General features: G+C 58.6%; 19 protein-coding genes. 11 read left to right on the forward strand and 8 right to left on the reverse strand.

Annotated features, from left to right (window positions below; all coding sequences use genetic code 11):
* Positions 1-58: 58 nt before the first annotated feature.
* From gltB to MUU53_RS16660, 5 genes are all read left to right on the forward strand, one after another.
* Complete coding sequence (gene gltB, locus MUU53_RS16640) at positions 59-4,774, forward strand: glutamate synthase large subunit (RefSeq protein WP_247261899.1); 4,716 nt, start codon at positions 59-61, stop codon at positions 4,772-4,774.
* Positions 4,775-4,832: 58 nt separating this feature from the next.
* Positions 4,833-5,105 carry an antitoxin gene (locus MUU53_RS16645; RefSeq protein WP_247261900.1) on the forward strand — a complete coding sequence of 91 codons (273 nt, stop codon included), beginning with the start codon at positions 4,833-4,835 and terminating at the stop codon, positions 5,103-5,105.
* Between the two features lie 8 nt (positions 5,106-5,113).
* Complete coding sequence (locus MUU53_RS16650) at positions 5,114-5,500, forward strand: type II toxin-antitoxin system VapC family toxin (protein WP_377307213.1); 387 nt, start codon at positions 5,114-5,116, stop codon at positions 5,498-5,500.
* Between the two features lie 23 nt (positions 5,501-5,523).
* Positions 5,524-6,978 (forward strand): glutamate synthase subunit beta, encoded by a 1,455-nt coding sequence (locus MUU53_RS16655; RefSeq protein WP_247261902.1) that lies wholly within the window; start codon positions 5,524-5,526, stop codon positions 6,976-6,978.
* 115 nt (positions 6,979-7,093) lie between these two features.
* Positions 7,094-7,657, forward strand: a complete 564-nt coding sequence (locus MUU53_RS16660) for a nucleoside 2-deoxyribosyltransferase (RefSeq protein ID WP_247261903.1) — start codon at positions 7,094-7,096, stop codon at positions 7,655-7,657.
* On the opposite strand, the gene MUU53_RS16665 is transcribed toward MUU53_RS16660, so the two are convergent.
* On the reverse strand, positions 7,649-8,812 hold the full coding sequence (locus MUU53_RS16665; protein ID WP_247261904.1) for an SGNH/GDSL hydrolase family protein: 1,164 nt from the start codon (positions 8,810-8,812) through the stop codon (positions 7,649-7,651). The genes MUU53_RS16660 and MUU53_RS16665 overlap by 9 nt on opposite strands.
* 103 nt (positions 8,813-8,915) lie before the next feature.
* On the reverse strand, positions 8,916-10,130 hold the full coding sequence (locus tag MUU53_RS16670) for a lytic murein transglycosylase (protein ID WP_247261905.1): 1,215 nt from the start codon (positions 10,128-10,130) through the stop codon (positions 8,916-8,918).
* Positions 10,131-10,338: 208 nt separating this feature from the next.
* On the opposite strand from MUU53_RS16670, the gene galU reads away from it, so the two are divergent.
* On the forward strand, positions 10,339-11,223 hold the full coding sequence (galU, locus tag MUU53_RS16675; protein WP_247261906.1) for a UTP--glucose-1-phosphate uridylyltransferase GalU: 885 nt from the start codon (positions 10,339-10,341) through the stop codon (positions 11,221-11,223).
* Positions 11,224-11,278: 55 nt separating this feature from the next.
* Here the strand turns inward: galU and MUU53_RS16680 are convergent, their stop codons facing one another.
* Complete coding sequence (locus MUU53_RS16680) at positions 11,279-12,928, reverse strand: outer membrane beta-barrel protein (RefSeq protein WP_247261907.1); 1,650 nt, start codon at positions 12,926-12,928, stop codon at positions 11,279-11,281.
* Between the two features lie 132 nt (positions 12,929-13,060).
* On the opposite strand from MUU53_RS16680, the gene MUU53_RS16685 reads away from it, so the two are divergent.
* Entirely contained in the window at positions 13,061-14,056 is a 996-nt protein-coding gene (locus MUU53_RS16685; RefSeq protein ID WP_377307212.1) for a KpsF/GutQ family sugar-phosphate isomerase, read from the forward strand.
* Here MUU53_RS16685 and MUU53_RS16690 read toward each other — a convergent pair whose 3' ends face one another.
* Together MUU53_RS16690 and MUU53_RS16695 are read right to left on the reverse strand one after the other, a co-directional pair.
* Positions 14,057-14,518, reverse strand: coding sequence for an NfeD family protein (locus MUU53_RS16690; protein WP_247261908.1), 462 nt, complete (start codon positions 14,516-14,518; stop codon positions 14,057-14,059).
* On the reverse strand, positions 14,515-15,534 hold the full coding sequence (locus tag MUU53_RS16695) for an SPFH domain-containing protein (protein ID WP_165134700.1): 1,020 nt from the start codon (positions 15,532-15,534) through the stop codon (positions 14,515-14,517). The genes MUU53_RS16690 and MUU53_RS16695 overlap by 4 nt, the downstream gene beginning before the upstream one ends.
* Before the next feature lie 167 nt (positions 15,535-15,701).
* Here MUU53_RS16695 and queC point away from each other — a divergent pair, with 167 nt between their 5' ends.
* From queC to MUU53_RS16715, 4 genes are all read left to right on the forward strand, one after another.
* Positions 15,702-16,409 carry a 7-cyano-7-deazaguanine synthase QueC gene (queC, locus tag MUU53_RS16700; protein WP_247261909.1) on the forward strand — a complete coding sequence of 236 codons (708 nt, stop codon included), beginning with the start codon at positions 15,702-15,704 and terminating at the stop codon, positions 16,407-16,409.
* Positions 16,410-16,412: 3 nt separating this feature from the next.
* Positions 16,413-16,769, forward strand: a complete 357-nt coding sequence (gene queD, locus MUU53_RS16705; protein WP_247261910.1) for a 6-carboxytetrahydropterin synthase QueD — start codon at positions 16,413-16,415, stop codon at positions 16,767-16,769.
* Positions 16,748-17,494 carry a 7-carboxy-7-deazaguanine synthase QueE gene (queE, locus tag MUU53_RS16710; RefSeq protein WP_247261911.1) on the forward strand — a complete coding sequence of 249 codons (747 nt, stop codon included), beginning with the start codon at positions 16,748-16,750 and terminating at the stop codon, positions 17,492-17,494. The genes queD and queE overlap by 22 nt, the downstream gene beginning before the upstream one ends.
* A 116-nt stretch (positions 17,495-17,610) precedes the next feature.
* Positions 17,611-18,495, forward strand: coding sequence for a GGDEF domain-containing protein (locus MUU53_RS16715; RefSeq protein ID WP_247261912.1), 885 nt, complete (start codon positions 17,611-17,613; stop codon positions 18,493-18,495).
* Between the two features lie 48 nt (positions 18,496-18,543).
* Here MUU53_RS16715 and hemH read toward each other — a convergent pair whose 3' ends face one another.
* The 3 genes from hemH to omp10 form a co-directional block, all read right to left on the reverse strand.
* Complete coding sequence (hemH, locus tag MUU53_RS16720) at positions 18,544-19,578, reverse strand: ferrochelatase (protein WP_247261926.1); 1,035 nt, start codon at positions 19,576-19,578, stop codon at positions 18,544-18,546.
* 138 nt (positions 19,579-19,716) lie between these two features.
* Positions 19,717-21,645 carry a 5'-nucleotidase C-terminal domain-containing protein gene (locus MUU53_RS16725; protein WP_247261913.1) on the reverse strand — a complete coding sequence of 643 codons (1,929 nt, stop codon included), beginning with the start codon at positions 21,643-21,645 and terminating at the stop codon, positions 19,717-19,719.
* 232 nt (positions 21,646-21,877) lie between these two features.
* On the reverse strand, positions 21,878-22,246 hold the full coding sequence (gene omp10, locus MUU53_RS16730) for an outer membrane lipoprotein Omp10 (RefSeq protein ID WP_247261914.1): 369 nt from the start codon (positions 22,244-22,246) through the stop codon (positions 21,878-21,880).
* Positions 22,247-22,362 lie beyond the last annotated feature (116 nt).

Raw genomic sequence — 22,362 nt, forward strand, 5'->3', positions numbered from 1 at the left:
CAAGCGACGCTTTTCTGGTTCAACCCTTACGCGCGCGTGCGCTGACAAGGAGGAAATGATGACGAAGGCTATATCCACCCCCGCTGATGGCAGCGAGACGGTGAAAGCGCTCATTCCTGCCAGTTTGTCGCCGTCCGGCTTGCCGCTCGCGCAGGGGCTTTATGATCCCCGTAACGAACACGATGCCTGTGGCGTCGGCTTCATCGCGCATATGAAGGGTCAGAAGTCGCACCAGATCGTCAAGGACGGTCTGTTCATTCTGGAAAACCTCACCCATCGCGGCGCTGTCGGTGCCGACCCTCTGATGGGCGATGGCGCTGGCATTCTGGTGCAGATCCCGGATCGCTTTTTCCGTGAGGAAATGGCGAAGCAGGGTGTGACCCTGCCGAAGGCTGGCGAATATGCCGTTGGTCACATCTTCATGCCGCGCGACCCGGAGCAGATCGAGCACTTCAAGAAGGTGATGATTGAAGTCGTCGCCGAAGAAGGCCAGCAGTTCCTTGGCTTCCGCGATGTGCCCGTTGATAACTCCTCGCTCTCCAAGGCGCCGGAAATTGCTGCGACAGAACCCTATCACTGTCAGATCTTCATCGGCGCTGGCCGCGATGCCGCGACGAACCATGATTTCGAGCGCAAGCTGTTCCTGCTGCGCAAGGTCATTTCCAATCGCATCTACGACCAGTTCGGCGGTCAGGAAACCGGCTTCTACCCGGTCTCGCTGTCGTCCTCGACCATCGTCTACAAGGGCATGTTCCTGGCCTATCAGGTCGGCGCCTATTACAAGGATCTGAGCGACCCGCGCTTTGAATCCGCCGTTGCCCTCGTGCACCAGCGCTTCTCCACCAACACCTTCCCGTCGTGGAAGCTGGCGCACCCGTATCGCATGGTGGCGCACAACGGTGAGATCAACACGCTGCGCGGCAACGTCAACTGGATGGCGGCGCGTCAGGCGTCCGTATCCTCGCCTTTCTTTGGCGACGACATCTCCAAGCTTTGGCCGATTTCTTACGAAGGCCAGTCGGATACGGCCTGCTTTGATAACGCCCTCGAATTCCTCGTGCGTGGCGGCTATTCCATGGCGCATGCGGTGATGATGCTCATCCCGGAAGCCTGGGCCGGCAACCAGTCCATGAGCCCCGAGCGCAAGGCGTTTTACGAATATCACGCAGCTCTCATGGAGCCGTGGGATGGTCCGGCTGCCGTTGCCTTCACGGATGGCAAACAGATCGGTGCCACGCTCGACCGCAACGGCCTGCGTCCAGCGCGTTACGTCGTGACCTCCGACGACCGTATCATCATGGCTTCCGAAGCGGGCGTTCTGCCGGTGCCGGAAGAAACGATCGTCAAGAAGTGGCGCCTGCAGCCGGGCAAGATGCTGCTGATCGACATGGAAAAGGGCCGGATCATTTCCGATGAGGAAGTGAAGAGCGAACTTGCGACCAAGCACCCCTATCGCAACTGGCTTGACCGCACTCAGATCATTTTGGAGGACCTGAAGCCGGTGGAGCCGCGTGCGCTGCGCCGTGACGTGTCCCTGCTCGATCGTCAGCAGGCCTTCGGTTACACCTCGGAAGACACCAAGATCCTGATGTCGCCGATGGCAACGACGGGTCAGGAAGCGGTCGGCTCCATGGGCACCGACACGCCGATCTCGGCGATGTCGCAGAAGTCCAAGCTGCTCTACACCTATTTCAAGCAGAACTTCGCGCAGGTTACGAACCCGCCGATCGACCCGATCCGCGAAGAGCTGGTGATGAGCCTCGTCTCCTTCATCGGTCCGCGCCCGAACATTCTCGACCACGAAGGCATGGCCAAGGCCAAGCGCATGGAAGTGCGCCAGCCGATCCTGACCAATGGCGATCTGGAAAAGATCCGCTCCATCGGCCACGTGGAAGACCATTTCGACACCAAAACGCTGGACTTCACCTATGATGTGGAGCGCGGTGCCGAAGGCATGCCGGAAATGCTGGATCGCCTGTGCGAGCGTGCGGAAGCTGCCGTTCGCGGCGGTTACAACATCATCGTGCTGTCGGATCGTCAGCTTGGCCCGGATCGTATCGCCATTCCAGCGCTTCTTGCCACGGCTGCCGTGCACCATCACCTGATCCGCAAGGGTCTGCGCACCTCCGTTGGTCTGGTTGTGGAAACGGGTGAGCCCCGTGAGGTTCATCATTTCTGCTGCCTTGCCGGTTTCGGCGCGGAAGCCATCAACCCTTATCTGGCATTCGATACACTGACAGACATGCATGCACGCGGCGAATTCCCTAAGGAAGTCGATGCGAGCGAAGTGGTCTACCGCTATATCAAGGCAGTAGGAAAGGGCATTCTCAAGGTCATGTCCAAGATGGGCATTTCCACCTATCAGTCCTATTGCGGCGCACAGATTTTCGATGCCATTGGCCTGTCTTCGGAGCTGGTCAACAAGTACTTTTTCGGCACGGCCACGACCATCGAAGGCGTTGGCCTTTCGGAAATCGCCGAAGAAACTTTTGCGCGCCACAAGGCTGCTTTCGGCAAGGATCCGGTTCTGGCTTCCAACCTCGATATCGGGGGCGAATATGCCTATCGTATGCGCGGCGAAAACCATGCCTGGACGCCGGATGCGGTTGCTTCGCTGCAGCATGCTGTTCGCGGCAACAGTCAGGATCGTTACCGCGAATTCGCCGAGATGGTGAACAATACATCTTTGCGCATGAACACCATTCGCGGCCTGTTCAAGATCAAGTCGGCAGAGCAGATCGGTCGCAAGCCGGTGTCACTCGACGAGGTCGAGCCTGCTGTCGATATCGTCAAGCGATTCTCGACAGGTGCCATGTCCTTCGGTTCCATCAGTCGCGAGGCGCACACCACGCTGGCTATTGCGATGAACCGCATCGGTGGCAAGTCCAACACGGGCGAGGGCGGGGAAGAGAGCGACCGGTACATGCCGCTGGCGGACGGTTCGCAGAACCCGGAACGTTCGGCCATCAAGCAGATCGCCTCCGGCCGCTTTGGTGTGACGACGGAATATCTCGTCAATGCCGATATGCTGCAGATCAAGGTCGCGCAGGGTGCAAAGCCCGGCGAAGGCGGTCAGCTGCCTGGTCACAAGGTGGATGCGACAGTCGCCAAGACCCGCCATTCCACGCCGGGTGTGGGCCTCATTTCGCCGCCGCCGCATCATGACATCTATTCGATCGAAGACCTGGCACAGCTGATCTTCGACCTGAAGAACGTCAACACGGATGCCGATATCTCGGTCAAGCTGGTGTCCGAAGTGGGCGTTGGCACGGTTGCCGCCGGTGTTGCCAAGGCACGCGCCGACCACATTACGGTTGCCGGTTTCGATGGCGGTACGGGTGCCTCTCCGCTCACCTCGCTGAAGCATGCCGGTAGCCCCTGGGAGATCGGCCTTGCTGAAACCCAGCAGACGCTGGTGCTGAACGGTCTTCGTTCGCGTGTTGCTCTTCAGGTCGATGGTGGCCTGAAGACCGGTCGTGACGTGATCGTCGGCGCACTTCTCGGTGCTGATGAATTCGGCTTTGCAACGGCTCCGCTGATTGCGGCTGGCTGCATTATGATGCGCAAGTGCCATCTGAACACCTGCCCCGTTGGAGTGGCCACACAGGATCCGGTTCTGCGCAAGCGCTTCAAGGGTACTCCGGAACACGTCATCAACTACTTCTTCTTTGTGGCTGAAGAAGTGCGCGAAATCCTGGCCTCGCTTGGCTTCACCAAGCTGGACCAGATCATCGGCGCTTCGGAACTGCTTGAGAAGGATGAGATGCTGGCGCACTGGAAGGCCAAGGGTCTCGATTTCAGCCGCATCTTCCACAAGGTGGAAGCACCTAAGGAAGCAACCTACTGGACCGAGCGCCAGAAGCACCCGATCGATGACGTGCTGGATCGCAAGCTGATCGAAAAGTCGATGCCCGCGCTGGAAAGCAAGGAATCGGTGGTCTTCGAAGTGCCGATCAAGAACGTGGATCGCTCTGCCGGTGCCATGCTCTCGGGCGCACTTGCCAAGCGCTGGGGTCACAAGGGGCTCAAGGACGACACGATCCATGTCACGCTGCGTGGCACGGCTGGCCAGTCCTTCGGTGCCTTCCTCGCACGAGGCATCACCTTCGATCTCGTCGGCGACGGCAACGACTATGTGGGCAAGGGTCTTTCAGGTGGCCGCATCATCGTGCGTCCGCCGGAAAACTCCAAGCTTGCTGCCGAGCAGTCGATCATCGTCGGCAACACGGTTCTCTACGGCGCCATCACTGGCGAGTGCTATTTCCGCGGTGTGGCGGGCGAGCGTTTTGCCGTGCGTAACTCCGGCGCGGTTGCCGTTGTCGAAGGCGTAGGCGATCACGGCTGCGAATACATGACGGGCGGCATCGTGGTGGTTCTCGGCGAAACGGGCCGTAACTTCGCGGCTGGTATGTCCGGTGGCGTGGCTTACGTTCTCGATGAGAGCGGCGATTTCGCCAAGCGCTGCAACATGGCCATGGTCGAGCTGGAGCCGGTCCCAGAAGAAGATGACATGCTGGAGAAGCTCCACCATCACGGTGGCGACCTTATGCACAAGGGGCGCGTGGACGTTTCCGAGGACATGACGCGCCATGACGAAGAGCGTCTCTACCAGATGATTTCCAACCATCTCCACTACACGGGCTCCAACCGTGCGAAGGAGATTCTGGACCGCTGGAGCGAGTATCGTCCGAAGTTCCGCAAGGTCATGCCGGTCGAATACCGCCGTGCGCTTGAGGAAATGGAACGCATGCGCATGGGCGTTGCGGCGGAATAGTTCGACAAACCCCATCATTGTGATATGCTTCTGGCATATGCCAATGGTGGAGGTGGATATGAACGAGTATGTAAAAGAGGCAAATGCAGATGGCGAGGTCGCAGCCGCCATCTTCAAAAACGGTCGAAGCCGGGCGGTTCGCATACCAAAGGAATTCGAGTTCGATGGTGATCGCGCCGTTCTGGTGCAGCAGCCGGATGGTTCGATTCTGATGCGGACTGCAGTAACTGCTGGCCTCATCGAGTATCTCAAGCAGGCCGAAGCCTGGAACGGAGAAGACTTCGTTGAAGAGGACGATGATCTTGCACCGCTCCGTGAGGTCGAGATCTGATGCCATACATGCTTGATACCAACATCGTCTCGGCGATCGTTCGGGATCCGCGTGGGGTAGTTCTCGAACGGCTTCTCGAGGTTGGAGAGGAAAATGCCTTCATCAGCATAATCACCCATGGTGAGATCTGGTACGGCGTGAGGAAAAACGGCTCCGAGGAGCTGTCCCGCAAGGTGTCGGCAGTTACGCGCCGGCTCTATGTCGCACCGCTCCAACTCCCGGGCGACCAGCGTTACGCCGAAATCCGGCTGGCGTTGAGGCAAGGAAAGAACATAGGTCCAAATGATCTTTGGATCGCTGCCCATGCACTGGCGCTGGATGCTGTGCTGGTGACGAACAATGAGAGTGAGTTTTCCCGCGTGCCGGGATTGAAGGTTGAAAATTGGCTGCGCTAGCGGCGAAGATTGAGGGATGAAACATGGGCAAGGTTACGGGTTTCATGGAAATCGACCGGCAGGTGGCAAAGTACCAGCCTGCATCGGATCGTATTCGCCATTTCCGCGAATTCACCATTCCGATGTCGGATGCCGAAGTGACCAAACAGGCCGCGCGCTGCATGGATTGTGGCATTCCCTATTGCCATGGCCCGACCGGCTGTCCGGTTCATAACCAGATCCCCGACTGGAACGACCTCGTCTATAACAACAAGTGGGAAGAGGCGATCCGCAACCTCCATTCCACCAACAACTTCCCGGAATTTACCGGTCGCGTTTGCCCGGCCCCTTGCGAGGAAGCCTGCACGCTGAACCTGGAAGATGCGCCTGTTGCGATCAAGACCGTCGAGCAGGCCATTGCCGACAAAGCCTATGAACTGGGGTTCATCGCGCCGCAGCCGCCAACCATTCATACCGGCAAGAAGGTCGCCATTATCGGTTCCGGACCTGCCGGCCTTGCCGCTGCCCAGCAATTGGGCCGTGCTGGCCATGAAGTTCATGTCTACGAGCGCGAGAGCAAGCCTGGCGGTCTGTTGCGTTACGGTATCCCGGACTTCAAGATGGAGAAGAACTTCATCGATCGCCGCGTCGAGCAGATCAAGGGCGAGGGCGTGACCTTCCATTGCGGCGTGAACATCGGCGTCGATCTGCCGATGGAAAAGCTTCTCGCCGACCATGATGCCGTTGTCTATTGCGGCGGCTCCGAAACCCCGCGTCCAGCCGGTATTCCGGGCGTCGATCTGCACGGTGTCTATGATGCCATGCCGTATCTCGTGCAGCAGAACCGCCGCGTTGGCCGCGAAAACATCGATAGCGTGGGCTGGCCGTCGGAGCCGATCCTGGCTGGCGCAAAGCATGTTGTCGTCGTCGGCGGTGGCGACACGGCATCGGACTGCGTAGGCACGGCTTTCCGCCAGGGTGCGGTCAAGGTCACCCAGCTCGACATTCGCCCCATGCCTCCCGAGAAGGAAGACAAGCTGGCCGTCTGGCCGTTCTGGGCCACAAAGATGCGCACCTCCTCTTCGCAGGCGGAAGGTGCGAACCGCGAATTCCAGGTCGCAACGCTCGAATTCGTTGGCGAAGACGGCCAGCTGACCGGCGTTCGCTGCTGCCAGGTGGATGAGCGCCGCAAGCCGATTGCAGGGACCGAATTCATCATCAAGGCTGATCTGGCCTTCATCGCCATCGGCTTCTCCGGTCCTGCCAAGGACTGCGTGCTGAAGGACCTGGGTGACAAGCTGCAGCTGAATGTAGACCGCCGCGGTTCCACGAACGTGGTCGCGAACGAGAAGGACTACAAGACCTCGGTCGACAAGCTGTGGGCGGCAGGTGACGTTCGTCGCGGCCAGTCGCTGGTGGTCTGGGCCATTCGTGAAGGTCGTCAGGTCGCCCGTGCCGTGGACGAGGCGCTGATGGGGTCCTCGGTCCTGCCGCGCTAACGTCTGTACGTCCCGACAAAGAGTTACTACGGCCCGAAGCGTGGTACGCGAAGCCCAACCTCGCGTACCACGCTTCGGGTTATGATTTTTCTGTTCCGATCCGGAGGATTTGTCGATGAGCCTCAAACTCTATCTTGCTGGACCGGAAGTTTTTCTCCCCAATGCCCGCCACATGCTGGACGCAAAGGCCGCTATGGCGCGCGAGTTCGGGTTCGAGCCCATCTGCCCTGGCGATGTTACGATTGAGCCTGCACCCACTCGCCATGAATTCGGCCTGAAGATCAGTGCCGTAGATGAAGGCATGATGAACCGCGCAGATGGGATTATCGCCAATCTCACGCCGTTTCGGGGTATCGCCGCCGATGTCGGCACCGCCTTCGAGCTTGGCTATGTCTGCGCCCAGGGCAAGCGTGTTGCTGCTTACACAAACATGAACGCGAACCATTTCCAGCGCACGCGGGAATTATACAAGGGTGAGATCGTGGAAGGGCCGGATGGGCGCAAGCGCGGCCCGGACGGGTTGTCTCTCGAAGATTTCGACATGATCGACAATCTGATGCTGCATGGCGGCATCGAGCGTCGCGGCGGCTTCATCGCCGTGCATGATGCAGCGCCTGACGCGCTCTACACGGACCTGACAGCGTTCCGGTCCTGTCTGGAATGGTATGCATCACGGTGATGTTGGGTTCAGCCTGACATTGTCGATACGACCAACAGGGGCGTCGGGCAGGAAGCCCTTGGTCAGCAACAGGTTCTGAGGCGTTTCTCGGGCCACCGGCTTGATGGTGGAGGCGCCCATAAGTTCCTTGCCACCGTCCAGTTCCGGATCGGAGAGATTGATAGGCTGGCTCGGTATCTTCGCTTCTACTTCCGGCGGCAGGCTGGAAAGCAGCGGCAGTTCGCCCGCATCCAGGCGGATCAGATCTCCTACGGAGAGATCGCCCAGATGGCGCTTTGCCAGTTTTTCCACATAGAATGCCAATTTGCGTTTGCCCGCATCGGTGAAGCTCACGCCATCCGCACCCCGAAGACGGGCCGGTTGGCCGTTCACGTCCAATCCGGTCACGATGAACTGGCCACTTTCATCAACGAAGCCGTCCCAGATGTCGACGAATTCTCCGCCCACTTCCTCTACATTCGACCTGTAAATACCGTTCAGCGTCACCGCATCGGCTGTCAGTGACGGGGATTCGAAGGCGGCAAGACCAACCCAGAGAAGCGGGATCTTGCGATCCGTCACTATTTTCGCGAGGCGCGTGACGCGCTCCTCATATTCCTTCAGCCAGATATCGGTGCGGAAACGCTCTCGCTCCGCACCCACTTGCATGGATTGCCGGTCATTTGCTCCCAGCATCACCACCACGATCTGCGGCTTTTCCTGGTCCAGCATGCGCGGCAGCTCGCCGATCCAATCATAATGGTCCTGTCGGACGAGACCGGATGCGACCGAACCCTTCTCCACTATCCTGACGGACGGATCTTGCTGGAAAGCGGTTTCCAGTCCCTGTCCCACACCCATAGCGCCGAAATCACCGACCACCAGAAGCTTGCGGGCATTGTCCATTTTTTCAACGGCCTCCGGCTGCAGTACAGCCACAGGAGGCTTGACGGGCGTTGGTGCAACTGGTCGCGTTGCGCCCAGTGGCCGCACCCGTTCTGGGCGAGGTCGCATCTGGATGATGGAGCTTTCGGGGCGGCGCCGTTCATTGCCGAACAACATATCGAGCAGGGTTCGTCGCTGCTCCTGCGCAAAGCCCACGCCCACAGGCAGGGCCATCACTAGAATGAGGGCCGTCGTCAGGAGGCGGCGAGGGAGCCTGCGCTTGGAAGTCATATCTTCGGCCCATTCTCGATAAGCTGGTCCCATCCATTGGGACCGATGTCCGCGCGGCAAAAGAAGCCATGCGGGCCATTGGGTCAAGTCTGCGGCAATGTGGTCAATTCCGCAAGGCTTTCAACAGGCTCTTGGAAGGTTCGCCATCGCGCTCCATGCCCAGACGCGCCTGAATGGCGGCAATGGCGGCCTTTGAACCCGAGCCGAAGTTTCCGTCGATTTCGCCGTCATAATAGCCCAGCTCCTTGAGACGGCTCTGTAGCTCGAACTTTTCCTTGATGTCCAACGTGTTGTGCGGACGCGGCCAGGATTGTTGCATGCCGCCGTAACCGGCGATCTCGTCGGCCAGTAAACCAACACCCAGCGCATAGGAATCTGCCGCATTGTATCGTTTGATGACGGTGAAATTGGTCATCATCAGGAATGCGGGGCCTTCGGCTCCTGCGAGCAATTTGAGCGTTGCGCGATCATTGGGGCGGGGAAACGCCTTGCCATTGGCGCGCACGAAGCCAAGTTTTGCCCATTGCGCCAGCGTCTTTGTCTGGCCTGCATGGCGTGCCGCACCGGCAGGGCTTACGGCCTCATAGCCCCATGTAGCGCCGGTCTGCCAGCCGTTTTTCGCAAGAAGATTTGCGGCAGTCGCTAGAGCATCGGGTACAGAACTCCAGATATCGCGACGGCCATCGCCATCGGCATCGACGGAATAGAGAAGATAGCTCGTCGGTATGAACTGCGTATGCCCCATGGCGCCTGCCCAGGAGCCGGTCAGATGCTTCGGTGTCACATCACCCGATTGCAGGATCTTGAGCGCAGCAATCAATTGCTTGCGGGCAAAATTGGCTCGTTTCGGGTCACCCCAGGCAAGGGTCGCGAGCGCTTGCGGCACGTGGTGAAGACGGTCGTGGTTCTGGAGGGCCGCCCCGTAATTCGTTTCCATCGACCAGATGGCCAGCAGGATATATTTGTCGACGCCGAAATGGCGTTCCAGCGCCGTCAGCGTGCGGTTGTGCTTGGCCAGCATCTCGCGCCCGACCTTCACGGTATACGGGTTTACGCGGGAATCGAGATAATCCCAGATCTGCGCCTTGAACTCGGGCTGATAGCGTGCCTTTTCCAGCACTTCCTCGTCCGGGCCGGTAATTCCGGCAAATGCCTGGTTATAGGTTGATTTGGTTATACCATTCGCTGCAGCCGTTTCATAGAATCTGGCGACCCATGCCTTGAAACCTGCGTCTGCCTTGGCATCTATCGCAGAAGTCGCAACAATAACGGCTGCGATCGCGGAGAGAGCAAAGCGTCTGGCGCTGAATTTTTTCATCGGCGGAGTGTTCCTTGTTCTATCCGGTCTCAAATTTGCCAGGATCGGGAACGACGCCCTGACATTGAAGCAACAGGGTAGACCGACAGTGTCAACAAATTCTTTACCATGTGGACACTCCTCTGTCATTGTTTGTGAAACAGTAGTGATTGGCTGCTAAGGCGAAGGCCATGGCACCCTCTTAGGTTTGTGCTTGAAGGAGGCATGAGTGGGACAACAGAAGATCCGTAAAGCCGTATTCCCAGTTGCAGGTCTTGGAACTCGCTTCCTACCCGCGACCAAGGCTGTTCCGAAGGAAATGCTGACGGTCGTGGATAAGCCGGTCATTCAGTATGTCGTCGATGAGGCGGCGGCTGCCGGCATCGAGCACTTCGTATTCGTGACAGGCCGCGGCAAGGGCGTCATCGAGGACTATTTCGACATCCAGTACGAACTGGAACAGATGTTGCGCGAGCGGAACAAAAATGCGGAACTGACCCTGCTTTCCGACCTCTTGCCGACTGCCGGTACGGCAAGCTTCACCCGCCAGCAGGTTCCGCTCGGTCTTGGCCATGCCGTCTGGTGCGCACGCGATATCGTCGGCAACGAGCCATTCGCCGTGCTGCTGCCTGACATGATCATGGCGTCGGAGAAAAGCTGCCTCAAGGGCATGGTAGAGCTCTACGACAAGACCGGCGGCAATGTTCTGGCCGTTGAAGAGTGCGATCCTGCACTCGCGCATAAATATGGCATCGTCGGCATGGGGGACAAAGTTGGCGAAGAGGGCTTCAAGATCACCCAGATGGTGGAGAAGCCTGCCAAGGGCACTGCACCTTCCAACTTCTTCATCAATGGTCGCTACATCCTGCAGCCCGAAATCTTTACGATCCTTGAGACCCAGGAGCGCGGTGCGGGCAACGAAATCCAGCTGACGGACGGCATGCTTGCGCTGGCCAAGTCTCAGGAGTTCTCGGCCTATCACTTCAAGGGCGAGACCTTCGACTGTGGTGCCAAGGATGGTTTCATCCTCGCCAATCTCGCCTTCGCCCTGAAGCGTGACGACATCCGTCCGCTGATCGAAGGACCGTTGAAGGCCATCACATCGAAGATGTGAGCTTGCATTTCGTGAAAACGAACAGGGCCCCGGAAGCGATTCCGGGGCCTCTTTTCTATCGCCTGAGGGTTAGGCCGACGCCCGCGCGCAACTGCTTGCTGTCGGTTCCGCCCGGATTGTCGGTGAACTCGTAAGCCACATTGGCGGTGGCATCGAAATAGCGATTGATGTTCCAGATGAGACCGGTTCCGAGAGACCAGTTCAAGGCGTTCTCCGTGCTCGGATAATCGCGCAGTGTGGAGGAGGCGGTCAGTCGGCCTGTCAGATCGTTGCGGATCAGATGCGAGAGGCCCGCACTTAGCTGATAGTCCACCCAACCGCTCTGGCCAGCTGCCGTGGCATCCTGCACGGTGGTTCTGAGACCTAGATCAACATCCGTGCCCCGTTGGGGCGACCAGAGCAGAGTTCCGTCTACGGTAAAGGCGTTGATGGATTTTAGACGGGCATCCTCATAGTCGACTATGGCGTAGCCAAGGCCCAGTTCGCCGCGCAACTTTTCTCCGAGATCGAGTTGCACGCCTGCACGGCCGCCGTAGCTCCAGGAGGATCGGGCATAACCCAGCCGGTCGACATCGTCGTCGTAGAGCGCGCGCCCGAGTGTTGCCTCGATGAAGGGAATAAGAGCAGGCGAAAGCTCGTAGCCGACACGGATGCGTCCCTCGACAGCGTTACGGTCCCTGTCGCTGAGGCTGAGCGAGCTTCCGTCTGCAAAGCGGGCAGAGCCATAGAGGGAGCGTGTTCCGGTCAGCGCTGCGGTTCCGCGCAGAATGCCGAAGTCGCGCTCGATCGTTCCGCCCAGAGAGAAGCGATCGACGCGCGCCTGCTGCACCGTTCCGGCAATCGCGTTCGGGTCGCTGGCATCTTCACGCTCGAACGCGTAACCGGCGAGAACATGGGCGACGGTCTGGTTTGACAGATCCAAACGCAAATCGGCATCCAGTCGTGCACTCGGCTCGGTTTGACCTGTGCCGCTGAGGTTCTTCTGCCAGGTGCCGGAGCCTGTGATGGTCAGTGCATGGCGTGCCCAATCCGAGGTCAGCGTTCCATTCAGCGTCGTGGCAAGATAGTTGCGTCGGCTCGTATTGGATCCGCTACGGGTTGTTTCCGAATTGACGCTCTGGTTCACGCTTGGCCGAAGTGTGAAGGTGCCAAGTTTTACCCCAAGACCATCGCCACGACCGGCAGGCGCTTCCCCGCCCTCGATCCCTTCCTCGGCCGTATTCTGCTGCGGTTCTGTAAGTTCGCTCAGATCGTCGGCGATGAGACCGTCCGCCTGATTGAGCGTTGTGCCCTGCAGCATATTGGTTCCCGCACGCAGGGGGGTGGTGGCAAGGCTTGTCGTGCCGGACGCGGTTGAAGACAGCCCATTGTTTGATTGGTCGAGAGGATCCGTTGCCTCGCCATCGGTCAGCGAGGTTACACTGGCAGAATCAGGATCAGTCATACTAGGCAGTTGACCCGCGCCAAAGCCGGTACTGGTGCCTGTTCCTGTGCTGCGGATCGGAAAGGTTTCATTCAGTGTGCTTGAGGAGCCAGTTCGTGCAGTGCTTCCGCTGCTGGCCGTCGCATTCGTATTGCGATTGCTGCTGCTGGCGGATTGCGCTGATGCAATGGTCGGAATGGCTAAAATGGTTGACGCAAGCAGGGTCAGCGTAGCGCCGAGGCGCCGCTGCCGCAAAGCATCGTTTGAAATGCGTTTCGTCATGGCGCCGACTGGGCTCCCAAATATTCTTACCCATTCGTAAACCCTTGTGGTTAACGATTGGTTGATTTCCCTTTTGCGGAGCTTGATTGGCCGCATGGACATTTGGTCGGTTCGCGGCTATGGCTCCCGCCCATGATGAGCGAGACCAGATCCTTGACCTTGACCGATCCTGTTCATTCAGCGCTGCGGACGCTGGCTACCGAAAAGCGCGGGCTGGAGGCGCTGGAGGCGGCCCTGCAGAACGGGCTTGCCGAACCGTTGACGCGCGCTGTCGAGTTGATCTCGAACATAACGGGTCGAGTGATCGTGACGGGCGTTGGCAAGAGCGGTCATATCGGCGCCAAGCTTGCGGCGACCTTCGCCTCTACCGGAACGCCCGCTTCCTTCGTCCACGCTGCGGAAGCCAATCATGGCGATCTCGGCATGATTGCAGGAAATGATCTCGTGATTGCGCTCTCGAAGGGCGGAGAAAGCGCGGAATTGCGCAACATTCTTTCCTACACGCTGCGCTTCTCGATTCCGCTGGTGTCTCTCACCTGTTCACCTGAATCTTCGCTTGCTCGCGCTTCCGACGTGGTGCTGCTGCTGCCGAACGAGGAGGAAGCCTGTCCGCATGGGCTTGCCCCCACCACATCGACACTGATGCAGTTGGCAATCGGCGACGCGCTGGCGATTGCGCTGCTTGAGGCGCGCGGCTTTACCGCGACCGACTTCCACACCTTCCACCCGGGTGGAAAGCTGGGCGCTGGTCTGACGCATGTGAAGGATATCATGCATACGGGGGAGCGCCTGCCGCTCGTACCATCGGGAACCTCAATGCCGGAAGCCGTGCAGGTTCTTTCCCGCAAGCACTTCGGCTGCGTTATCGTTCTGAATGAAGATGGCACCATTGCCGGTATCGTGACCGAAGGCGACATGGCGCGAAACCTGACGCGCAATCTGGGCGAACTGACGGTCGATGACGTGATGACCCGGACGCCGAAAACCGTGCCCCCGGAAACCCTGGCAACGGCAGCATTGGCCCTGATCAACAAGCACAGCATCGGTGCATTGATCATTGCCGATGCAGACAAGCGCCCGCTGGGTCTCGTCCATTTCCACGATCTCTTGCGGATCGGCGTGGCCTGATCAGGCCACCGGTTCCACGATCAGTTCGCTGCCGCTCCAGTGTGCGACGCGCACGCGCATTCCCGCCGGAAGGTCCGGGCCGCTGACCGGCCACCAGGTATCGTCAAGGCGGATCCGGCCTCGCCCTTCGCGGATGGGTTCCGCTAAGGTAGCCGTTCTCCCAACCAGGCTTTCGCCCCGGCGGTTGAGCAGTGGTTGGTCGGTCTTCGCATCGTCGCTTCCGTAGAAACGCCGGCCGATCAGCGTGATGATCACCGAGAGAAAGGCGAAGAGCAGCAACTGGATCTGCCAGCTCCAGAGAGTCTGTTCCCAAAGGAAGAGGGAGGCCGTACCCATGACAAGGGCGGCCAGACCGATCCAGATCAGGAAGACACCGGGTGCGGCCAGTTCCGCAGCCAGAAGTACAAATCCCAGGATCCACCAGTTCCAGGGACCAAGGGAGGCAATCATGCTCGCGATCATAGGTCGCTCTCGGGATTGCGGTTGAACGGATTGACGGCGGGCGTGGTGCGCGGCTGATTGCTGACGCGGCGTGCCGTGTCGCGAGGTGTTTCGGACCGTTCGCCGAAGACCTCGCGAGCAATGGCGCCGATGCCGCCTAGAGAGCCGATCAGGGATGAGGCCTCCATCGGCATCAGCACGATCTTGGAATTGGATGCGGTGCCGATCGAGGCCATGGCTTCTGTGTATTTCTGTGCGACGAAGTAGTTGATGGCGTTCACATCGCCTGCGGCAATGGCCTCGGACACCATGCGCGTTGCTTTCGCTTCGGCTTCGGCCAATCGCTCGCGCGCTTCGGCCTGCCGGAAGGCCGCTTCCTTTTCGCCCTCTGCCTGAAGAACGGCTGCCTGCTTTGCACCTTCTGCCCGCAGGATGGCGGCATTACGCGAGCCTTCCGCTTCCAGAACCTGCGCGCGCTTTTCACGCTCCGCCTTCATCTGGCGTGCCATGGACTGAACGAGGTCGGCTGGCGGCTGGATATCCTTGATCTCGACGCGCGTGACCTTGATGCCCCAGGGCTGGACGGCCTCATCCACGACGCGCAGCAGGCGTTCGTTGATGACTTCGCGGTTAGAGAGCAGTTCATCGAGATCCATGGAGCCCATGACCGAGCGGATATTGGTCATGGTCAGGTTCTGGATTGCGTTCTGCAGGTTCGAGATCTGGTAGGCGGCCTGCGCCGGGTTCAGCACCTGGTAGAAAGCCACTGCATCGGCAGAGACGCTGGCATTGTCCCGGGTGATGACTTCCTGTGTCGGTACGTCCAGAACCTGCTCCATCACGTTCATCTTCGCGCCGATTTTCTCGATGAAGGGCGTGATGATGTTGAGGCCCGGATCGAGCGTTCGGGTGTATCGGCCAAAGCGCTCCACCGTGTAGCGATAGCCCTGCGGCACTGTTTTCACAGCGGCAAACAGCACCAGTATGACGATCACCACAGCTGCGATGACGACGATATCGAAACCCGACATAGGCATGGTTGTTCTCCCGCGCTTTCTACTCTTCCTGTCCGTGTAAACCTTATCGCACCAACCTGCCAGCGTCATGACAGCGCAGTGCTTGCCAAAGATGCGCTTCCTGCGCTAACAGGCGCGCAGGTAAAACTCCGGTCGCAGCCTACCCGGTAAAAACAAGGAACACGATCATGAAGACCCTCGTCGTCTGCTCCGGCGGACTCGATTCCGTTTCGCTTGCCTACAAGATCGCGGCGGAACAAACCCTCATTGGCCTCATCTCCTTCAACTATGGCCAGCGCCATTCCAAGGAAGTGGACTTCGCCGCCAAGGCTGCAGCAAGACTTGGCGTGCCGCATGACATTATCGATATCACCCCCATCGGCAAGCACCTTACCGGGTCCGCGCTGACCGATGACGTGGATGTGCCGGACGGTCATTATGCGGAAGAAACGATGAAGATCACCGTCGTTCCGAACCGCAACGCCATCATGCTGACCATTGCCTTCGGGCTTGCGGCAGCCCGGCAGGCTGATGCGGTCGCCGTGGCCGTCCATGGCGGTGACCACTTCATCTACCCCGATTGCCGTCCCGGTTTTATCAACGCCTTTCAAACCATGCAGAACGCGGCGCTGGAAGGCTATGCCTCGGTGACGCTGTTGGCTCCCTTCGTGGAGGTTCCAAAGTCAGAAATCGTGCGGGAAGGGGCGAAGTACGATACGCCGTTTGCCGATACCTGGTCCTGCTACAAGGGTGGCGCGAAACAGTGCGGGCGCTGTGGCACCTGCGTGGAACGGCGCGAGGCTTTCCATCTCGCCGGGATCGATGACCCTACCGAGTATGAAGATCCGGATTTCTGGAAAACCGCGACGGCGGGCTTTGAAGCGCGGGAGGTCTGAACCATGTTCCGTATCACCAAGGAATTTCATTTCTCCGCCTCACACCGGCTGGACCATCTGCCGGAAGACCATCAGTGCAATCGTCTCCATGGTCACAACTACATTGTGGTGGTGGAACTGGCCGGGGAGAGTTTGAATGCTGACGGTTTCGTGCGCGATTACCACGATCTCACGGCGCTGAAGACCTATATCGATGATCAGTTCGACCATCGTCATCTGAACGATGTGCTGGGTCACGGCTACACGACTGCGGAGAACCTCGCCCGCCATTTCTATGAGTGGTGCAAGGCGCGTTTCCCGGAAACCTCTGCCGTCAAGGTTTCGGAAACGCCGAAGACTTGGGCGGAGTATCGCCCGTGAGCGGTGACTTGATCCGGGTTTCGGAAATCTTCGGCCCGACCATTCAGGGCGAGGGCGTGTTGATCGGCCAGCCAACGGTTTTTGTCAGAACCGGCGGCTGCGATTACCGCTGTTCGTGGTGCGACAGCCTGCATGCTGTCGAGAGCGCCTATCGCGATACGTGGACTGCGATGAGTGTTCCAGACATCTGGGCCGAGGTCGAACGGCTTTCGGGCAAAGCCCCGTTGATGGTTTCCCTTTCCGGCGGTAATCCGGCAATCCAGCCTCTGGCTCCGTTGATCGAACACGGAAAGAAGCGCAACTACCGTTTTGCTCTCGAAACGCAGGGCAGTCTGGCGAGAGACTGGTTTTCGAGCCTTGATGTGCTGGTTCTTTCACCCAAGCCGCCCTCCAGCGGAATGGAGTATGACCGGCAGACGCTTGTCGATTGCATCGCCCGGGCTGGAGAAGGCCCGCGCGTGGTGCTGAAATTCGTCGTGTTCGATGAGGCAGACTATGCCTTCGCCCGCTCGGTTTCGGCAGGATTTCCGCAGCTTAGCGTCTATCTCCAGCCCGGAAACCATACGCCACCGCCGCCCGATGCAGAGGATTTCCCCATCGATATGGATGCAATCATGGGCCGTATGCGCTGGCTGATCGACCGTGTGATGGCCGATCGCTGGTTTGCCGCAACGGTTCTGCCACAGTTGCATGTGCTGCTCTGGGGAAACCGGCGCGGCGTTTGAAAATAAAAAAATCCTAAGCCTCTTTGATTCGAATTTTAACGATTCGCTTAAGTGCTGATTAGCCCCCCGGTCCTAGGGTCCGGCACCTGACATGAATCAGTTGAGAGGAATTCGGAATGATTCCGACGCCATCCATGGCACTTCGGGCCGTTCGCGGTTCGTTGGTGGCCAAGATTTTTGCCGTTTGTTTTCTGGCTATTCACCTGCCGCTCATTGCCATGATCGCCTATCTTGGCAGCGGCTTTTCAACCAATCCCGGCGAGGTTCTCACCATTTTGCTGGCTGCGACCTTGATTGGCACGATAACCTGCCTGTCCACCCTTTGGTGGTTCATCCGTCCTTTGCGCGGCTTGGCGAGGGCCGTGCAGCAATACCAGGCGGATGGAACGCCTGTTAGACTGCGGCTTGCCCAATCCGATGAAATTGGTGTTGTTGCCAACACGGTTGCCACGACGATTGCAGAACTCGATAGCGTGATGCGCAAGCTGCGCCAGCAGGCTACGACCGACCAGTTGACCGGACTTGGCAATCGACGATGGTTGACGGAGCGCATTGCAATCGAGCAAACCCGGGCGGAGCGGGAGAAGGCTCCTATTTCCGTCGTTCTGTTCGATCTCGATCACTTCAAGAATATCAATGACAGCCACGGCCATGATGTGGGCGACAAGGTTCTGATGGCCGTTGGCGAAGTCATTCGCGACAACCTGCGCCGTTACGATCTTGCGGCGCGCATCGGCGGCGAGGAATTTTGTCTGGTTCTGCCGAAAACAAGAGCGAATGAGGCTGCTGCGATTGCCGAGCGGTTTCGGGCGCAGTTCGAAAAGCTCTGGATCGAGCCTCTGCGGCCCGGCCGCGTGACAGCGTCATTCGGGGTTTATGAGGCGACGCCGGCCGATAGCATGCAGGCCATGCTCTTGCAGGCCGACCGTGCGCTGTATCGCGCAAAGGAGACAGGTCGAAACCGCGTTCAAAGCGCCGGTTGGCCGGCGGAGTCGCGGTGAGTTATGAAAATGCCCGGCTAGCCGGGCATTTTCACTACTTTTCGATAATCAGATCCAGCCTTTGAGTTCCTGCCGCGTGATGTGCTCGATCACGCGCATGCCGTCTTCGCTGTCGTTCAGGCAGGGAATATGGGTGAATTTCTCGCCGCCATTGTGCAGGAAGTCTTCGCCCGCTTCTTCCGCAATTTCTTCCAGTGTTTCAAGGCAATCGGAGACGAAGCCGGGGTTGAGGATGGCGATGCGCTTGGTGCCTTCCTTCGCCAGTTTCTCGACGGTCTTGTCCGTATAAGGCTGTAGCCACTCTTCCGGTCCGAAGCGGGACTGGAAGGTGACCATTAGTTTTTCTTTCGGCCAGCCCAGCCGGTCGCGCAGCAGGCGCGTCGTCTTGTAGCACTGGCAGTGATAGGGATCGCCCTTCTTGAAGTAGGACATGGGAATGCCGTGATAGGAGGTGATCACCAGTTCCGGTTCCCAGTCCAGCGTCGCCAGATGCTTCTCGATCGAGTTCGCCAGCGCATCAATGTAGACCGGATCATCGTGATAGCGCGGCACCGTGCGCAAGGCGGGCTGCCAGCGCATCTTCAGAAGCGCCTTGAAGGCTTCGTCGTTCACCGTCGCCGTGGTCGCGGCAGCATATTGCGGATAGAGTGGGAAGACCAGAATCTTTTCGCAGCCCGCCTTCTGCATCTCGTTCATCTTGGCCTGGATGGCAGGCTGACCGTAGCGCATGGCCCAATCCACATGCACATGTGTCATGTCCTTGAAACGCTCGGCCAGGATTTCCGCCTGGTTGCGCGTGTAGGTGCGCAGGTAGCTCTCGTCCAGATCCTTGTTCCAGATCGATTCGTAGGCCTTGCCCACTTTCTGCGGGCGACGATTCAGCACGATACCGTAGAGGATCGGATACCAGAACAGGCGCGACCATTCTATCACGCGCTTGTCTGTCAGGAACTCTGCCAGGTAGCGGCGCATGGATTTGTAATCCGTACCATCCGGCGTGCCGAGGTTTACGAGCAGGACGCCCACCTTGCCGAACCGAACCTCAGGGTGATCTGAGGGCAGGTGAACTGCTGCAGCATTCATCATAAAACTATTCCCCGGAAAACTATTGAGACCCGGCCTCAATACGCACAGTTTCCATCAACGGTTCTATTTAGAAACAAAAAGCGGTCCGGGAAAGCCCCGGACCGCTCATCGGTTTGTGGCAAAACGTCTCTCGACTTATTTCGCCGGAATCTGCAGTTCGGAGCCGATCTCGATCAGGTTCGGATTGCGGATCTTGTTGGCGTCCGCGATCTTCTTCCAGTCTTCACCGTCACCCAGCGTGCTTTCAGCGATCTTCCAGAGCGAGTCACCCTTAATGACCTTGTAGGTCTTGGGCGCTGCCGGAGCAGCAGCAACAGGTGCTGCCGGTGCAGGTGCTGGAGCGGCAGGAGCCGGAGCCGTTGGAGCAGCAGCAGGCGCTGGTGTCGCGGCAGCGGTTGCCGGAGCGGCTGGAGCCGCAGCAGGGGCGGGAGCCTTGGCCGGCGCAACGTAATCAGCCGGGGTCGTGTCGGTGATGCGACCGTCGGTGTAAGGCTTGTAAGGATTGTTCGCGGTCAGATAGTCGGCAACCGTCTGCTCAAGGTTCGGACCAAAATCGTAGGGGTTGATGGCGTTGGTCGCAAACATCTTGAAGCCATCGCCGCCGCCGCGCACGTAGTTGTTGGTCACGACGCCATAGGTCTTGGCCGGATCGAGCGCAACGAATTGATCGCCTTCCTTGACCTGAACTTCGCCAACGCGGCTACCGACCGGCTTGGAGCGGTCGAACGAGTATTTCATGCCGCCAACCTGCACGAAACGACCAGCGCCGTCTTCCCACTGGCTCACGCCGTTTTCAAGAGCCGCCTTCAGGTCAGAACCCTTGATCTGGAATGTGGCGATGGTGTTCTGGAACGGCAGAACCGTCAGAACCTCGCCCATGGTGATGTCGCCCTGGTCGATGGACGCGCGCAAACCGCCACCGTTGACGATGGCGATCGTAATGCCCTGATCTTTCACACGGGCCAGCGATGCATCGGCGAGCAAGTTGCCCATGGAGCATTCCTTGGCGCGGCAATTCTTGCGGTCACCGTCGATCAGGCCGTCCGAGACGCCGACGACTTTCTTCTTCAGCTCTTCCAGCGGCGCGCCCAGTTCCTTGACGCGCGCGGCATAGGCTTCGTCCGGCGTGACCGAGGCGTCCAGAAGCTTCGGAGCGCCGCTCGTCGCCTTCACCACGCCATTGTCGTCGAAGGTAACCTTCAACTCGCCGAGATATTTGGAATAGGCATAGGCCGTTACCACCGGAATTTCGACGCCAGCGGGGTTCTTCACCAGGGTCGGATAGGGGCCGGAAGCCTGCTTGTCGGTGGAGGACAGATACGTGTGGCTGTGACCGCCGACGACAACGTCGATACCGTCTACGGCAGCTGCGATTTCCTTGTCCTTGTTGTAACCGACATGAGTCAGCGCAATGATCTTGTTGACACCCTGGCCTTCAAGATCCTTTACGGCGGACTTCAGATAGGTAATCTCGTCTTCGAAGCTGATGTCAGGACCTGGGGATGATGTTTCACCGCTATCGGTTGCCAGAACGGAAACCACGCCGATCTTCTGGCCGCCGATTTCCTTGATCACATAACCCTTGTACTTGCCGTCCAGCAGCGAACCCTTCTTGGCAATCGTGTTGCCGGAGATGATCGGGAACTTCAGCGCACCGATGAACTTGTTCAGCTCTTCCGGACCGTCGTCGAATTCGTGGTTGCCGATTGCCATGGCGTCAAAGCCAATGCCGTTCATGAATTCAGCGACAGGCGCGCTCTTGAACGTGGAGTAGTAGAGAGAGCCCTGGAACTGGTCGCCAGCGTCCAGAACAAGAATATTGGCACCAGCATTGTCCTTGCGGAAACCATCAATCGCGCTCTTCACGCGGGCGATACCGCCGAAGCATTCCTTGGCGTCTGCCTCCTTCTGGGAGCAGGTCGCGTCGGACTTGTTGATCGGTTCGATTCGCGAATGCAGATCGTTGATATGAAGGATATTCAGCTGATAATCGGCAAACGCGACGCCGGACGACAATGTCAAGGTCGCTGCTGCCAGAAGGCTGAAACCAAAGCGTTTCATCATCCTGAGTTCTCTCCTGTTCATGGGCGCGGTGCCGCTCGCCCGTTCCGCCTGTTCTTAGTTGTTTTTTGTGACACGCATTTCATGCGCATGTTTTCATTTGAGCATGCTGAACTCAAGCGAAATGTGACAAGACGAATTTATCCATCAACAGGCTCGGATCGTCATGCTTACCAAAGAAAAAACCCTGCCTAAGCAGGGTTTTGAGGGGCAGTGAAGTCCGGATCCGGAAGGCTCAGGTGCGGCGCATCAGCGAGAATTGTGAACCGCTGTCGGCTGTGCAGTTCAGCTGGTTCGGGTTGATGAGCGCGCAATTGACCCGTGATTGCTTCTGACGGACGATCGATGTCATGTTGATCTCGATGAGATTTGGTGCCGTCTGCGTGTAAGTGCCGCTAGCAAGAAGGGCGTTGTTGTCTGTCGAGCGCGTGTTGAATGTGCCAGCCTGGAACGTCGAGACGATACCGTTCGGATCTGCCCATGTTCCTTCTACGCCCTGCGGCTGCTGCTGGGCGACCGGCACGGAGCGCGGCTGAGGGGATGAAACACAGGCCGACAGCATGGCTGCGGCAGCGATGAGCGCTAGGCTCCCTTTGACTTTCATTCTTGTCTCCCGCGATTCGGACGCGATTCAACTTCATCCAGATGTAGTACAAGGCGGATGCTTTCACACCCGCCTTGCAATGAATTTCAGTGGAAATTGCGGCCTAAGACCGGAAA

Origin of the sequence: Affinirhizobium lemnae (genome assembly GCF_022968395.1) — a bacterium.
Taxonomy (GTDB): Bacteria; Pseudomonadota; Alphaproteobacteria; order Rhizobiales; family Rhizobiaceae; genus Neorhizobium; species Neorhizobium lemnae.